Origin of the sequence: Mycobacterium kyogaense (assembly GCF_003254575.1) — a bacterium.
In the GTDB taxonomy this organism is placed as follows: domain Bacteria; phylum Actinomycetota; class Actinomycetes; order Mycobacteriales; family Mycobacteriaceae; genus Mycobacterium; species Mycobacterium kyogaense.
In genome coordinates, this window is record NZ_QJUA01000011.1 from 17,663 (window position 1) to 32,967 (window position 15,305).

The 15,305-nt window shown below is 69.3% G+C and carries 16 protein-coding genes; 11 read left to right on the forward strand and 5 right to left on the reverse strand.

What is annotated here, in order from left to right; genetic code table 11:
* Nucleotides 1-10 precede the first annotated feature (10 nt).
* Nucleotides 11-1,780: a phosphoenolpyruvate--protein phosphotransferase gene (gene ptsP, locus DMB80_RS10390; RefSeq protein WP_111509786.1), complete on the forward strand. Its 1,770-nt coding sequence runs from the start codon at nt 11-13 to the stop codon at nt 1,778-1,780.
* Nucleotides 1,781-1,888: 108 nt separating this feature from the next.
* Nucleotides 1,889-2,863, forward strand: coding sequence for a pirin family protein (locus DMB80_RS10395; protein ID WP_111509787.1), 975 nt, complete (start codon nt 1,889-1,891; stop codon nt 2,861-2,863).
* Here the strand turns inward: DMB80_RS10395 and DMB80_RS10400 are convergent.
* The 3 genes from DMB80_RS10400 to DMB80_RS10410 are packed head-to-tail and all read right to left on the reverse strand — an operon-like array spanning nt 2,852 to nt 6,079.
* Nucleotides 2,852-4,957, reverse strand: coding sequence for an FUSC family protein (locus DMB80_RS10400; protein WP_111509788.1), 2,106 nt, complete (start codon nt 4,955-4,957; stop codon nt 2,852-2,854). The genes DMB80_RS10395 and DMB80_RS10400 overlap by 12 nt on opposite strands.
* Nucleotides 4,958-5,001: 44 nt before the next feature.
* Nucleotides 5,002-5,466, reverse strand: a complete 465-nt coding sequence (locus DMB80_RS10405) for a hypothetical protein (RefSeq protein WP_240431116.1) — start codon at nt 5,464-5,466, stop codon at nt 5,002-5,004.
* 49 nt (nt 5,467-5,515) lie between these two features.
* On the reverse strand, nt 5,516-6,079 hold the full coding sequence (locus DMB80_RS10410) for a TetR/AcrR family transcriptional regulator (RefSeq protein WP_111509790.1): 564 nt from the start codon (nt 6,077-6,079) through the stop codon (nt 5,516-5,518).
* A gap of 139 nt (nt 6,080-6,218) precedes the next feature.
* Here DMB80_RS10410 and DMB80_RS10415 point away from each other — a divergent pair, with 139 nt between their 5' ends.
* The 9 genes from DMB80_RS10415 (at nt 6,219) to DMB80_RS10455 (ending at nt 13,263) form a co-directional block, all read left to right on the forward strand.
* On the forward strand, nt 6,219-6,854 hold the full coding sequence (locus DMB80_RS10415; RefSeq protein ID WP_046364297.1) for a TetR/AcrR family transcriptional regulator: 636 nt from the start codon (nt 6,219-6,221) through the stop codon (nt 6,852-6,854).
* A gap of 35 nt (nt 6,855-6,889) precedes the next feature.
* Nucleotides 6,890-7,819 carry a class I SAM-dependent methyltransferase gene (locus tag DMB80_RS10420; RefSeq protein WP_111509791.1) on the forward strand — a complete coding sequence of 310 codons (930 nt, stop codon included), beginning with the start codon at nt 6,890-6,892 and terminating at the stop codon, nt 7,817-7,819.
* A 71-nt stretch (nt 7,820-7,890) separates the two neighbouring features.
* On the forward strand, nt 7,891-9,300 hold the full coding sequence (locus DMB80_RS10425) for an aldehyde dehydrogenase family protein (protein ID WP_111509792.1): 1,410 nt from the start codon (nt 7,891-7,893) through the stop codon (nt 9,298-9,300).
* 12 nt (nt 9,301-9,312) lie between these two features.
* A complete protein-coding gene (locus DMB80_RS10430) occupies nt 9,313-10,176 on the forward strand; it encodes an SDR family NAD(P)-dependent oxidoreductase (RefSeq protein WP_111509793.1) in 864 nt (287 codons plus the stop codon).
* A 7-nt stretch (nt 10,177-10,183) separates the two neighbouring features.
* Complete coding sequence (locus tag DMB80_RS10435; RefSeq protein ID WP_111509794.1) at nt 10,184-11,146, forward strand: NADPH:quinone oxidoreductase family protein; 963 nt, start codon at nt 10,184-10,186, stop codon at nt 11,144-11,146.
* Nucleotides 11,146-11,844 (forward strand): haloacid dehalogenase type II, encoded by a 699-nt coding sequence (locus DMB80_RS10440; protein WP_205538618.1) that lies wholly within the window; start codon nt 11,146-11,148, stop codon nt 11,842-11,844. The genes DMB80_RS10435 and DMB80_RS10440 overlap by 1 nt, the downstream gene beginning before the upstream one ends.
* Nucleotides 11,845-11,857: 13 nt before the next feature.
* Nucleotides 11,858-12,265, forward strand: coding sequence for a PPOX class F420-dependent oxidoreductase (locus DMB80_RS10445; protein WP_111509873.1), 408 nt, complete (start codon nt 11,858-11,860; stop codon nt 12,263-12,265).
* A gap of 6 nt (nt 12,266-12,271) precedes the next feature.
* Nucleotides 12,272-12,757 (forward strand): DUF456 domain-containing protein, encoded by a 486-nt coding sequence (locus DMB80_RS10450; protein ID WP_111509796.1) that lies wholly within the window; start codon nt 12,272-12,274, stop codon nt 12,755-12,757.
* Between the two features lie 158 nt (nt 12,758-12,915).
* A complete protein-coding gene (locus DMB80_RS10455; RefSeq protein WP_046364295.1) occupies nt 12,916-13,263 on the forward strand; it encodes a hypothetical protein in 348 nt (115 codons plus the stop codon).
* Here DMB80_RS10455 and DMB80_RS10460 read toward each other — a convergent pair.
* Together DMB80_RS10460 and DMB80_RS10465 are read right to left on the reverse strand one after the other, a co-directional pair.
* Nucleotides 13,260-14,060: a tyrosine-protein phosphatase gene (locus DMB80_RS10460; RefSeq protein ID WP_111509797.1), complete on the reverse strand. Its 801-nt coding sequence runs from the start codon at nt 14,058-14,060 to the stop codon at nt 13,260-13,262. The genes DMB80_RS10455 and DMB80_RS10460 overlap by 4 nt on opposite strands.
* Complete coding sequence (locus tag DMB80_RS10465) at nt 14,060-15,304, reverse strand: acyl-CoA dehydrogenase family protein (protein WP_240431117.1); 1,245 nt, start codon at nt 15,302-15,304, stop codon at nt 14,060-14,062. The genes DMB80_RS10460 and DMB80_RS10465 overlap by 1 nt, the downstream gene beginning before the upstream one ends.
* Nucleotide 15,305 lies beyond the last annotated feature (1 nt).

The following is a 15,305-nucleotide window of genomic DNA, read 5'->3' on the forward strand; positions in this document are numbered from 1 at the left end:
GGTTGTTGATATGTTTGGTTTTACTCCTGAACGTGTTGACTTGTCAACGGTTTCTTGTAACCTGGTTCACATGACTGCGACGTCTCTGTCTAGCTCACAGGTCACCGACTCGGCCGCATCCGGCACTGTTCTGCACGGGGTCCCCGTCGTGACCGGGGTCGCCTACGCACCGGTGATCCGCCCGGGCACGCTGCCCAAGGTCGACGTCGGCGCCCTGCCCGACATCGCGGAGGCCGACCGGCCCGCCGAGAAGGAACGCTTCGGCGCGGCCGCCGCCACCGTGGCCACCCGACTGCGCGAGCGCGCCGCGCACGCGACCGGGGCGGCGTCAGAAGTCCTCGCCGCGACGGCCACCCTCGCGCAGGACCGCGGCTGGCTCGGCGCCGCCGAGAAACGCATCGCCGACGGCGCACCCGCTGTGCGCGCGGTGACCGGCGCGATCGACCAGTTCGTCGACATGTTCACCAAGCTGGGTGGCCTGATGGCCGAGCGGGTGACCGACCTGCGTGACATCCGCGACCGGGTGATCGCCGAGCTCAACGGACTGCCCGAACCCGGCGTGCCGCTGCCCGACGAGCCGTCGGTGCTGTGCGCCGAGGACCTCGCCCCCGCCGACACCGCCGGGCTCGATCCCTCACTGATCGTCGCGCTCGCCACCACGCTGGGCGGGCCCACCAGCCACACCGCGATCATCGCCCGGCAGTTGGGCATTCCCTGCGTCGTCGCGGTCGCCGGGCTGGACGACGTGCCCGTGGGCACGACAGTGCTGGTCGACGGCACCCGGGGCACCGTGACCGTGACCCCAGACGAGGCGGAGGCGCGAGCCGCCGTGGACGACGCCGCACGCGTGGCCGCCGCGGCCGCCGGGTGGACGGGACCGGGCGCGACGGCCGACGGCCATCAGGTCGCGGTGCTGGCCAACGTGCAGGACGGTGCTGCTGCCCGCGCCGCACGCGAGACCCCGGCCGAGGGCGTGGGGTTGTTCCGGACCGAACTGTGCTTCCTGAACACCGATGCCGAGCCCACCGTCGACGAGCAGGCGCAGATCTATGGCGAGGTGCTCGACGCGTTCGCCGGCCACAAGGTGGTGATCCGCACGCTCGACGCCGGCTCGGACAAGCCGCTGAAGTTCGCCGGCCACCCCGACGAGGCCAACCCGGCGCTCGGCGTGCGCGGCATCCGGATCGCCGAGAACAACCCCGGCCTGCTGGCCAACCAGCTCGACGCGATCGCCGCTGCTGCGGAGCGCACCGGCCAGCAGCCCTGGGTGATGGCGCCGATGATCGCGACCGCCTTGGAGGCGCAGAACTTCGCCGAGCAGGTGCGCAGCCGCGGCCTCACCCCCGGCGTCATGATCGAGGTGCCGGCCGCAGCATTGCTGGCCGACCGCATCCTCGAACACGTCGACTTCCTGTCGATCGGCACCAACGACCTCGCGCAGTACACGATGGCTGCCGACCGGATGTCCGCCGATCTGGCCACTCTCACCGACCCGTGGCAGCCCGCCGTCGTGGCCTTGGTGGCGATGGCCGTGCGCGCCGGAGCGACCGCGGGCAAGCCAGTCGGAGTGTGCGGCGAGGCCGCGGCCGACCCGCTACTCGCGTGTGTGCTCACCGGCCTGGGCGTGACGTCCCTGTCCGCAGCGGCCGCGGCAGTGCAGGGTGTGGGCGCGAAACTCGCACAGGTGACGCTCGAGCAGTGCCGTGACGCCGCCGACGCCGTGCTGGCCACCGCTAGTGCCGCCGAGGCGCGGGCCGCCGCGCTCGAGGTGCTGGGCTGACGCCTGGTGTGCGTCCAGAGCGCCGATCAGGCGGATTGCGCGACCTGAGTGCACACCAGAGGCGCCGACGCCAGGAATGAATCGGACTGCGGTCCGGTTGAGAAGGACATGCCCGCAATTACAGCCGACACCCTGACTCTGCCCCGGTTGTCCGGACCGACGCCCGCCGACACCGAACGTCCCGTGCGCTCGGTGACCACCGGCCCCGGCGGCTACGAGGGGGAGGGCTTTCCCGTCGTCCGAGCCTTCGCCGGCGTCAACGCCCGCGACCTCGACCCGTTCGTCCACATGGACCAGATGGGGGAGGTGGAGTACCAGCCCGGCGAGCCCCGCGGCACCGACTGGCACCCCCACCGCGGCTTCGAGACCGTCACCTACATGATCGACGGCCGCTTCGCCCACCAGGACTCGCACGGGGGCGGCGGCATGATCACCGACGGCGCCACCCAGTGGATGACCGCGGGCTCCGGCATCCTGCACATCGAGACCCCGCCGGCCGAACTGGTCGAGAGCGGCGGCCTCTTCCACGGCATCCAGCTGTGGGTGAACCTGCCCCGCAGCGACAAGTTCGCTGCCCCCAAGTACCAGTCCATCGAGGGCCCGCAGGTCGGTCTGGTCGCCTCCGAGGACGGCGGTGCGCTGGTCCGCGTGATCGCCGGCGACATCGGCGGGCACGCCGGCCCGGGAGCCACCCACACCCCGATCACGTTGGCGCACGCCACCGTTGCGCCCGGCGCCCAGCTCGACGTGCCGTGGAACCGCGACTTCAACGCGCTCGTCTACGTATTGTCGGGCCGCGGTTCAGTCGGCCCCGTCGGCCATCCGATCGAACAGGGGCAGCTCGCGGTCCTCGGCCCCGGCGACCGCATCACCGTCTCCGCTGCACCCACCCAGGACGCGCATCGTCCCGCGCTGGAGGTGCTGCTGCTCGGCGGCCGCCCGCTGCGGGAACCGGTGTTCCAGTACGGCCCCTTCGTGATGAATTCGAAGTCCGAGCTCATCGCGGCGGTCGAGGACTTCAACGCCGGCCGGTTCGGGACCATCCCGCCGGACGCGCTGACGCCGCATCGGTCAACCCGCTGACGCCGGGTAGATCAGCTCCAGTTCGCCCAGCAGGGCGGCGACGGTGAGCAACGGCAGCGCCGCCGAGATGCCGAGATCGTTGTCCGCGGCCTTCTCGCGCATCTCGCTCCTCAGCGCCCGCACGAAGTCGTCGCTGACCGGTGGCGGCGAACTGGCCGTGCCGCCGAGCACTCGATCGCGGATCGCCTCGGCGTGCGACTCCACGACCTCGCGCACCGCCGGGTACGCCGCGAGCGGCGGCGGCGTCGGAATGTCGGCGATCAGATCGGCCGCGGCGCGCAGCCGGATCGCCCGGTGGAACGACCGCACCACCGGAGCCCGGAAATCTGAGTCGCCACCGCCCTCCGAAAGATATTGCCGCACAGCATCATCGATGACACGGGAGGCTGCCAGCGCGCGATGGCTCAGCGTGGCCACCTCGTCGTTGCGTTCTTCGAACGCGCCGCGGGTGATGCGCAGCACGGCCGCCCACAGGTAGCCGGCGAAAACCGCCCGCGCCGAATCGATCGCCCGGGTCACCGACGCCGTCGCGCCCCGCGGCCACAGCAGCACCGACACGATTACTCCGACCAGCGCGCCGACGATCACGTCCTCGACCCGGATCAGCCCGACCTGCCACCCCGTGGGCACGATCAGGTTGAAGAAGATCAGCACCATCATCGTGAACGCGGCCTGCGCGGCGGTGAACGAGGCGATCTCGGGAACGTAGGCCGAGCCGAACACCGCGAGCGGCATCAGCACCCACAGCACGACTGGATCCACCCCGACCAGACCGATCAGCAGGGCGCCGAGCAGGAACCCGATCGCCGTCCCCGTCACCGCCCGCCAGACCCGTGTCCCGGTGGACAGAGCGCTGCTGCGCAACACCGACAGTGCCCCCAGCACCACCCAGAACCCGTGCTCGACGGGGAAGATGTGCGTGACAGCCACCGCGATGGCCAACCCGAGGCCGGTGCGGACGCTGTTGCGTACCGCCACCGCGCGATTGGCGAGGAAACCAGAGGTGATCTGCGCCGCCGCCGCGGCTTCCGGGAGCAGCCGGTCCGACGCACCGGTCGGCGGCAGGCGTAACCCGAGGGCGCGGGCCCACACGGGGCGCGCGTCTGCCGCCGCGGCGGCGGCGATGATGCGCCCCGTCGCGCCGATCGTGGCGGCGATGGTGCGCCGCCGCAACAACGCACGGCCCAACGCGACGGCGCAGTCGTCGTCGGGAGCGCTGAGGATCTCGTCGAGGTCTTCCCGCCAGCGACCCCGCGCGGTGGTGCGCAGCACCTCGAGCGCTGCGTCCAATTCCATGCGAGCCACGTCCCTGGCGGGCCGGCGCGAGATCCGCAGCACGGCCGCGGCGCACCGCAGCACATGCACCACCGCTTTCCGGTCGCGCAGCGTGACCCCGGGGTCCTGCCCCACCCGATCGGACACCCACTCGAGGTCGTCGACCACCCGGACCAACGCCCTGCTGCCTGCGGTCAATCCGACCGGCCGAAAATCGGCCCCCAGGAACGTCTCCCGCAGCCGGTCCATCGCGCGGCGCACATCGCCCGGGCTCGCCGTGCCCTCGATCCGGTCGGCCAGCGTGTGGCACGCCCGCGCGGCGCGCCTCCGCAACTGCCCGTGATGGCGCGGCGGCAGGACGAACAGAGCCGCGGGCACGCAGACGGCCAGGGCGATCGCCCAGCCCGCCAGTCGCTCACCGATCGGCCCGGGCGGCGTGCAGGCCGGCAACACGAACGTCAGCAGCGTGGCCCGCTGCCCGGCCGCGACCGTCTCGCTCAACACCCCCGAGAACGTCACCGCCACACCGAGGGCGAACATCAGTGCCACCGCAGGCCACGGATACGGCGCGATCAGCGTGCCCAGCGTGATCAGCACGAACCCGTTGAGGCCCAGGCCCGCATAGGCCACGGCACGGTTCTGCCGATTGCCCGGGAAATCGGAGAACACCAGCAGCGCGACAGAACCGAACAGCGTGAACAGCGCCGTCTGCGGGTTCCCGCCGCCGACCAGGAAGCTCGTACCCGCGGCGATCGGCACCACCGTCGCCGCCCGCACAGCCCGACGCAGCGCATCGTTGTCCGGATCGCGCTGATGCATCCGGCGAACGATGCGGGCGCGTACGTCGAGCGTCGGCGCAGTCGTCAATGCGCGAGCACCTTGACGGCGATGACGAGCAGGCCGACCGCGACCAGGGTGGCGACGGTGAGGATTTGCTGCCACCAGGGCAACCGGGTGCGGCGCACCGCCAGCAACGCGATCAACCCGAGCTCGCCGACGAGGATCCATTTCGCGACCCACATGGCGGTGTCGGTGTCGAGAAGCCCGAATCCGGCGGTCGCCAGCGCCGCCAGAGGCAGCGCCGCGGCCTGCAGGATCTGCCCCGACGCCTGCAGGATCCGCCAGCGCTCCATACCGTGCGGCGCCTGCTCGTGCACGGCCAGGTGAGCGACCCAGTCGGCCAACAGGCTGGCCGCCCACAACCCACCCATCGTCACCGCGACGTCGAGCATCCGGGCCCAGCCGCTGGTGTCGTCTTCGGTGTAGCGCGTCAGCACCACCAGCGTGGCGAGACACGAGATGGCCCCGTAGAGACGCTCCCGCAGCATCGCCACGACATGCTCGACGGGCGCCTCCTCGACCTCGCTGCCGGCCGTTTCAGTCACTGTCGGGCACCGACGCGAACCGCCCGGCATCCAAACTCTCGAGCAATTGGGTCACCAGCCACTCCAATCCCTCCGGGTCGCGCGGCAGAAGCGCCTGCTCGTACCCGACGAGCAGGTAGATCGACCACGATGCGAACAGCTCAGCCTGCCGTCTGTGCCCCAATACTTGCAAAGCCGACTCGAACACCGCGTCGAAACGGTGACGGTCCACCGCGGCCTGAGTGTCGCGCACGAGCGGATCGATCGACCCCCACACGCGGATCGCCGACTCTGCGCCGTGCGGCAAAGTCAACCCGCCCTCGATCAGCCGGTCCAGCCGGCGCCGCGGATCGGGATCGTCGCCCACCTCTTCGACGCGGACCGTCATCCTGTCCCGCCAGTCCGTGACGAGCTGACGCGTGTACTCCGACCAGCTGGCGAAGTGGTGGTAGAACGACCCGCTGGTGACGCCGAGCCGATTGCACACCGATGCCAGCTTCAGCCCGCCGTACCCGGATTCGGCCAGCACGTCGAACCCCGCCTGAAAAAACAATTCCCGTGACCCCGTTGCCCCCATGTTCAAACTCTAATTCGACTCGCGCGTACATGACCGCCGTGACCCGGAGAATGTGGTCCGTAGTTTGCTCGAATCGGCACTGCGGGGCTGAAAAAGACGGCGTGCCGGTACTGCCGGTGACGTGTGGCACAATTTCGGGGTGCCTTACACGGCGAGTAGAGGCCCAGGTCGTCCCCCCGCGGCGAAGGCCGCCGAGACGCGGGAGCGCATTCTGCTGGCCGCGCGCGAGGTGTTCAGCGAGCTCGGATACGACGCCGCGACGTTCCAGGCGATCGCCGTCCGGGCCGATCTGACCCGACCAGCCATCAATCACTACTTTGCCAGCAAGCGTGTGTTGTGGGGCGAAGTCGTCGAGCAGACCAACGCGACGATCATCAGCACCGGAGTCTCGCGCGCCCGCGAACGCACCGGCCTGGTCGACCGGCTGGCGGCCTTTCTCGCAGCCACCACGCAGGTCGACACCGAGGATCGCTCCGCGGCGGCGTTCCTGGTCACCTCGGTGTTGGAGACCCAGCGTCATCCCGAGCTGGTCAGCGATGACCACGATCCGCTGAAGAACTCGCGCTCCTTCGTTGCGTGGGCGGTCGGCGACGCGATCGCTCGGGGGGAGCTCAGCTCCGACACCGACGTCGACCACCTGGTCGAGATGCTGGTCGCGGTGCTGTGGGGCATGGGCTTCTACGCGGGATTCGTCGGGGACCGGGCGGCGCTCGGCGCCGTCGTCCACAAGCTCGAGCTCCTGCTCGCCAACAAGCTGTGGCATCTCGGTTCCTAGAACCGGCGTGCAGTCGATAGATAGACTGCCGAAGTATGAGCTCAGCGCGCACTGACGACGACACGTGGGACATCAGCACCAGCGTCGGCAGCACGGCCGTCATGGTCGCCGCCGCCCGGGCGGCGGAGAGCCGCCGCGACGACGCCCTCATCCGAGATCCCTACGCCAAGATCCTGATCGCCGACGCCGGGACCGGGGTGTGGGAGCTGATGCTCGACGACGGATTCCTCGACACGGTGGCCGCGTCCGACCCGGAGGTCGCGGCGATGTTCGAGAACATGAACAACTACCAGGCGGTGCGCACGCACTTCTTCGACGCCTTCTTCACCGAGGCCGTCGACGCCGGCATCCGGCAGGTGGTGATCCTGGCCTCCGGCCTCGACTCCCGCGCCTTCCGGCTGCCGTGGCCGAGCGGCACCACCGTCTACGAACTCGACCAGCCCAAAGTGCTCGACTACAAGGCGAAGACGTTGGCCGCGCATCAGGTCGAGCCGAGCGCTGACCGCCGTGCCGTGCCGATCGATCTGCGCCAGGATTGGCCCGCCGCATTGCGCAGCGCCGGCTTCGATCCCGCCCAGCCCACGGCGTGGCTGGCCGAGGGTCTCCTGATGTACCTGCCGTCCGATGCGCAGGATCTGCTGTTCGCCCGCATGACAGAGCTCAGCGCGCCTGGCAGCCGCGTCGCCGCGGAATCGATGGGCCTGCATGCGACCGACCGGCGTGAGCGGATGCGGGAACGGTTCTCCCGCATCGTCGCCCAGTTCGGCACGCAGCCGGCCGACATCACCGACCTCACCTACGAGGACCCGGACCGGGCCGAGGTCGCCGACTGGCTCGGCGCGCACGGCTGGCGCGCACACGCGATCCCGTCGCAGGACGAGATGCGGCGGCTGAACCGATATGTGGAACTCGAGGACAGCGACAACGAGTCGTTCTCGACGTTCACCACCGCCGAGCGACTCTGAGCGGCCTGTTCACCAACTGGATGGTTGGCTACGATTCGGGGTACTCGCCGGTCAGACCAAGGAGACCCTTCATGACCACCGATTCCGCCGTGCCCGTCGACCTGGGCGCCGACACCCCCGACATCGCGGCCACCGTCCGCCGGCTCCGCGACACCTTCGCCTCCGGCCGCACCCGCAGCGTCGAATGGCGCAAACAGCAGCTGCAAGCGCTCGAACGGTTGATGACCGAGAACGAGGCGGCGATCGCCGACGCGCTGGCCAAAGACCTGGACCGCAAGCCGTTCGAGGCGTGGCTGGCCGACGTCGCCAGCACCGCCGGTGAGGCTGCTTCGGCCGCCAAGAGCGTCGGCAAGTGGATGAAGCGCCGCTACCGGATGTTGGAGTTCTCCCAGCTGCCCGGCCGCGGCTGGGTCGAGTACGAGCCGTACGGCACCGTGCTGATCATCGGCGCATGGAACTTCCCGTTCGCGCTGACACTGGGCCCCGCCGTCGGCGCCATCGCGGCCGGAAACGCGGTGGTGCTCAAGCCGTCGGAGATCGCACCGGCGTCGTCGGCGCTGATGGCCGAGCTGGTGCCGCGGTACCTCGACAACGACGCGATCGCGGTCATCGAGGGCGACGGTGTGGTCAGCCAGGAGCTCATCGAGCAGGGCTTCGACTACCTGCTGTTCACCGGCGGCACCGAGATCGGCCGCAAGGTCTACGAGAGCGCCGCCGCCCACCTGACCCCGGTGACGCTCGAACTCGGTGGCAAGAGCCCGGTGATCGTGTCGGCCGATGCCGACATCGACGTCGCCGCCAAGCGCATCGCCTGGACCAAGCTGATCAACTCCGGGCAGATCTGCATCGCACCGGACTACGTGCTCGCCGAGGCGTCCATCCGCGACCAGCTGGTCGACAAACTGCGCGATGCCGTCAACGAGTTCGAGGCCGGTAACCCCGGCGGCAAGCGCATCGTCAACGAGCGCCACTTCAACCGGCTGGTCAACGCGCTGGCGGCCACCAAGGGCAACGTGGCGGTGGGCGGCGGCTCGAGTGCCGCCGACATCAGGATCCAGCCGACGGTCGTCGTCGATCCCGACCCCGCCGAGCCGCTGATGACCGACGAGATCTTCGGTCCGATCCTGCCCGTGGTCACCGTCGGATCCCTGGACGAGGCAATCACTTTCGTCAATGCGCGGCCCAAGCCGCTGGCGGCCTATCTGTTCACCAAGACCAAAGCCGTGCGGGAGCGCGTGATCCGTGACGTCGCCGCCGGCGGCATGGTGATCAACCACCTGCTGTTCCACTTCGCCACCCACAAGCTGCCGTTCGGCGGCGTCGGCCCGTCCGGCATGGGCGCCTACCACGGCAAGTACGGCTTCGAGACGTTCAGCCACCGCAAGACGGTGATGACCAAGACGACCCGACCCGACGTCGGCGGCTTCATCTATCCCCCGTATACAGAGAAGGCTTGGAAGCTCGCCCGTCGGTTGTTCTGAAAGGGGATAGACATGCCAGGAGTGCAGGATCGCGTCGTCGTGGTCACCGGCGCCGGAGGCGGCCTCGGCCGCGAATACGCGCTGACGCTGGCCCGCGAAGGTGCCAGCGTGGTCGTCAACGATCTCGGCGGCGCGCGCGACGGCACCGGCGCCGGCCACAACATGGCAGACGAGGTCGTCAAAGAGATCAAGGACGCCGGTGGGCGCGCGGTGGCCAACTACGACTCCGTCGCCGAGCCCGAGGGCGCTGCCAACATCATCAAGACCGCGGTCGACGAGTTCGGCAAGGTCGACGGTGTGGTCAGCAACGCGGGCATCCTGCGCGACGGCACCTTCCACAAGATGGAGTTCGCCAACTGGGACGCCGTGCTGAAGGTGCACCTGTACGGCGGCTACAACGTCGTCCGGGCGGCCTGGCCGCACTTCCGGGAGAACGGGTTCGGCCGCGTCGTCGTCGCGACCTCGACCAGCGGACTGTTCGGCAACTTCGGCCAGGCCAACTACGGCGCTGCCAAGCTCGGCCTCGTCGGCATGATCAACACGCTGGCCCAGGAAGGCGCCAAGTACAACATCAAGACCAACGCGATCGCCCCGATCGCGGCCACCCGGATGACGCAGGACATCCTGCCGCCCGAGGTCTTCGAGAAGCTCACACCCGAGTACGTCGCCCCGGTGGTGGCCTACCTGTGCACCGAAGAGGTGCCCGACACCGCGTCGGTGTTCATCGTCGGCGGCGGCAAGGTCCAGCGGGTGGCACTGTTCCAGAACAAGGGTGTGACGTTCACCGAGGTGCCGTCGGTCGACGACGTCGCGGGTAAGTGGGGCGAGATCACCGATCTGTCCGCGGCCGAGCGCGCGTCGTTCAACCTCGGCTGAGCACTGTATGAAAGCGCTTGTCGCGCAGGAGTTGTCCGGACCCGCGGGGTTGTCCTACACGGACATGCCAGACCCCGCGGGCGACGGGCAGGTGGTGATCGACGTACGAGCGGCCGGGGTCTGCTTCCCGGATCTTCTGCTGCTGCGCGGCGAGTACCAGCTGCGGCTGGATCCGCCGTTCGTGCCGGGCATGGAAGTGGCAGGCACGGTGCGGTCTGCGCCAGCGGGTTCGTCTCTGACTGTCGGACAACGGGTCTCGGCCTTCACGATGCTCGGCGGGTACGCCGAGCAGGTGGCCGTCGACCCGGGCAGCGTGGTGCCCACACCGCCCGACGTGGACGACGCGGCCGCGGCGGCCCTGCTGGGCAACTACTACACGATGTACTTCGCGCTGCAGCGCCGCGCGGCGCTGCGGGCTGGGGAAACGGTGCTGGTGCTCGGCTCAGGCGGCGGCGTCGGGACCGCGGCGGTGCAGATCGCGAAAGGTCTGGGCGCTCGCGTGGTCGCGATGGTGCACCGTCCGTCGGCGGTGGACTTCGTGAAATCCCTTGGTGCCGACGTCGTTCTGCCGCTGACCGATGGATGGCTGGATGCGGTCAAGGAGCACACCGACGGCCGCGGAGTCGATGTCGTGGTGGACCCGATCGGTGGGTCTGCCTTCGACGACGCCATCCGAGCGCTGGCCCCCGAGGGCCGGCTGCTGGTCATCGGTTTCGCGGCCGGTGGCATCCCGACGGTCAAGGTGAACCGGCTGTTGCTGCGCAACGTCAGTGTCGTCGGGGTCGGCTGGGGCGAATTCGTCAGACGCACCCCGAGCGCCCAGGCCGAGGTCGGTGCCGGCTTGGCCGAGCTGGTGGCGCAGGGCCTGAGACCCCCTGAGCCGGTGCGGTTTCCGCTCTCGAACGGGGCGGAGGCGCTGCAGAAGCTGGCCGACGGCGCGATCAACGGGAAGCTGGTTCTCGAGACGTGATGATCCGGGCGCTGGCGTTCGACGTGTTCGGCACCGTCGTCGACTGGCGCTCCAGCGTGGCCCGTGAACTGGCGGCGTTCGGCGACCGGCATGGGATCTCCGACGACTGGTCGGCGTTCGCCGATGACTGGCGGGCCGGCTACGTCCCCGCGATGGATCGGGTGCGCCGCGGGGAGCTGCCGTGGACCCGGATCGACGACCTGCATCGCGGGCGCCTCGTGGAGCTGCTCGGTGACCGCGGGATCGACGTCGACGACGCGGAGATCCACGACCTGAACCGGGCGTGGCACCGGTTGGACCCGTGGCCGGATGCGGTGGCGGGGCTGACGCGGCTCAAGAAGCGATTCGTCATCACCACGCTGTCCAACGGCAACGTGTCTCTGCTGACGAACATGGCCAAATACGCAGGGCTGCCGTGGGACTGCGTGCTCTCCGCCGAGATATTCCGGCATTACAAGCCCGACCCTGAGACGTATCGTGGCTGCGCCGAGATCCTCGATGTGGCGCCGGATGAGCTGATGATGGTGGCTGCGCACCCGTCGGACCTGCGGGCGGCGCGTGACGCCGGTCTGCGCACCGGCTTCGTGTTCCGGCCTGCCGAGTACGGTCCGGAGCGGACGCTGCGCAAGCCTGCTACGGATGAATTCGACGTCGTGGCAGATGATTTCGGTGATCTCGCCGAGCAACTCGGAGCGTGAGAGGATCGTGACCATGGCTGTCGCATTGCCGGATGATCTGATCGAACTGCTCGGCAAGCCGAGCCCGTGTTTCGTTGCCACGCTGATGGCCGACGGCTCACCGCAGCTCACGGAGACATGGGTGACCACCGACGGCGCCAACGTCGTGCTCAACATCGTGGGCGGCATGCAGAAGGAACGGAACCTGCGGCGCGATCCGCGCATCGCGGTCAACGTCGCCGACCCCGACAACGTCTCCCGGTTCTACGAGGTGCGCGGCCGCGTGACGTCGATGACCAGCGAGGGCGGCAAAGAACACATCGACGAGTTGTCGCAGAAGTACCTGGGCATCCCGTATCCCTATTTCAGCGGCAACCCGGATGAGACCCGGCTGATCGTGACGATCGAGGCGGACAAGGTCAACACCCCGATGGCGGGCTGATCGGGCGTGAGCGCTGCCGGCATCGTCCTGGTCGGGCTGGTGATCGCGGTGGGTCTGGTGGGCATCCTGGTACCGATCCTGCCCGGCGGGATTCTGGTGATCGCGGCGATCGGGGTGTGGGCGTTCGTCGAAGGCGGGGCCGTCGCGTGGGTGACGTTCGGCATCGCGGCGGCGTGTTTCGCTGCGGCGGCAGTGGTGAAGTACGTGTGGCCGGCGCGGCGTATGCGCGACGCCCAGGTGCGGACGTCGGTACTGGTGGTGGGGGCGCTGGCCGGCATCGTCGGCTTCTTCGTGATCCCGGTCGTCGGGCTGGTGATCGGATTCGTCGGCGGGGTGTTCGGCGCTGAACTGGTGTCGCGTGGCGATCTGAGGCGTGCTTGGGCGTCGACGGTGCACGCGGTCAAAGGGGCGGCGTTGTCGGTGGGCGTGGAGTTGACGGGGGCGCTGTTGGCGACGGTGGCGTGGGCGGTCGGGGTGTATCTGACCGTGTGACGGGCATGTGTGCCGGCGGCCCACCGTCAGCGACAGTGTCGGTGTCAGGTTAGCCGGGCTGTGTATCCGGCGACAAAGTCGCTCGGGGTGGGCCGGCGAGTAACTCTGTCTCGCGCGCGATGCCGTGCGCTGTCGGTGCGCCGTGCGAGATTGCGCTCATGTCCGAGCTCTACGAAATCCGCGGAATCGGCCTGCGGTCCGTCATCACCGACCACCTGTTCCGCGTCGGCCCACAGACGATCCCCGACCTGCTCGACGCGCTCGAATACCAGGGTTTCACCGTCGCGGGCCGTCCCGCCAAGACCGTGTCCGATGCTTTGCGGTGGGAGCGCGAACGGGGCCGCGTGCGGCTGGTCCGCCGCGGCAAGTACGCGCCGGCCGAGATGCCTCGGACGACCGAGCAACGCATCCACCGCCGCGCGATGGAACTGCGCGCCCGCGCTGGGATCGCCGCAGGCCGCGACGACGAACACTTCTGGGACCGGGTGGCGCTCTACCTGGACTAGCCCTGCAGCTGCGTGCGCAACCGCTGCAGATCCGCCGCCGTGAGCCCGCTGGCCTCCAGATAGCCTGTCAGAGAACCGAATTGGTCATCGACCGTGCCCAGCGCCGCTGCCAGGTACTGCTCGCGCACCCCCAGCACCGAATCGGTGAGCCGGGCCTCCGCGAGATCCAACACCTCCGGCGACTCCGCCGCCCGCGCCCTCAAATTTGCCAGGATGCTCTCCCGCAGCTGCGGCACCGCCTCGTTGCTGCGCAGGTAGTCCGCCATCACCGCGTCGCGCCCCACGCCGGCCGCCTCGAGCACCACCGCGGTCGTGAAGCCCGTGCGATCCTTGCCCGCGAAGCAGTGCGCCAACACGCGTCGCCCCGAGCCCAGCAGCGTCACCACCTCGCGGACCGCCCGCTGCGCCAGCGGAGCGCTCGCGATCCGCCCGTACTCCTCGGTCATGTAGCGCGCCGCCGCGTCGGCGACCGACTCGCCGTCGGACTTCTCGGTCATCATCCGCTTGAACGCGTGCTCGTGCGGCGCCTCGTCATCAGACGCCGTCGTCTCGACGAACGGCAGATGGTGGATGTCGACCCCGTCGGGCACCAGCCCGGGACCATGACGCTCCAGCTCGCGCAGCGTGCGCAGATCGGCGACGTCGGTCACGCCGAACCCGCGCAACGCGGCACGCCCGGCGTCGTCGAGCTTGGACAGCTCGCTGGCGCGGAAGAAGCGGCCGGGCACGATGCCGGTCTGCTCGGCGACATCGCGGAAGTTCCAGGCGCCCGACAGCTCGTCGCCGGCCGAAGCCACTAGCTGGTCACCGCTACGCCCGTCGGGCGGCATGCCGCCGCGGCCAGCGCCGACTTCTCTTTGCCCAACTCGGCTCTGGCGATCGTGCGCATGTGCACCTCGTCAGGCCCGTCGAACAGCCGCATCGCCCGATGCCAGCCGTACATGCGGGCCAGCGGCACATCGTCACAGATGCCCATCCCGCCGTGCACCTGGATCGCGCGGTCGATGACGTCGCACGCCATCTTCGGCGCCACCGCCTTGATCTGCGCGACCAGCAGCTGGGCGTCCTTGTGCTTGTTGCCGACCTGGTCGATCGTCCACGCCGCCTTGTGGCACAGCATCCGTGTCTGATCGATCTGGTTGCGCGACAACGCGATCTGCTCACGCACCACGCCCTGCTCGGCCAGCGGCTTGCCGAACGCGACGCGGCTCTGCACCCGGTCAATCATCAGCGCCAGCGCCCGCTCGGCCACGCCGATCGCGCGCATGCAGTGGTGGATGCGGCCCGGGCCCAACCGGGCTTGGGCGATCGCGAACCCGCTGCCCTCGGAATCGAGCAGGTTCGACGACGGCACTCGCACGTTGTCGAAGGAGACCTCGCAGTGGCCGTGCTGGTCCTGCCAGCCGAACACCGGCAGCGACCGCTCGATCGACACCCCCGGGGTGTCGACGGGCACCAAGATCATCGACTGCTGCTGGTGACTGGCCGCATCCGGGTTGGTACGACCCATCACGATCAGGATCTTGCACCGCGGATCAGCGGCGCCGGAGATCCACCACTTGCGGCCGTTGATGACGTAGTCGTCCCCGTCGCGCAACATCGTGGTCTCGATGTTGCGCGCATCGCTGGAGGCCACCGCCGGTTCGGTCATCGCGAACGCGCTGCGGATCTCGCCGGCCAGCAGCGGTTCGAGCCACTGCTCGCGCTGCTCCGGAGTCGCGAACAGATGCAGCGTCTCCATGTTGCCGGTGTCGGGGGCTGCGCAGTTGGTGACCTCCGGGCCGATCTCCATGCTCCAGCCCGTCAGCTCCGCCAGCGGCGCGTATTCCAGGTTGGTGAGCCCGGATTCAGCGGGCAGGAACAGATTCCACAAGCCGCGCTTCTTGGCTTCGGCCTTCAACTCCTCGACCACCGGTGGCACCGTGTGATCCCCGGGACCGGCCTCTCGGCGGTACCTCTCGTAGGACTCCTCGGCGGGGATGACGCGCTCGACCATGAACTCGGTCAACCGCGCGTGGTAATCGGCCCCTTTGGCAGACATC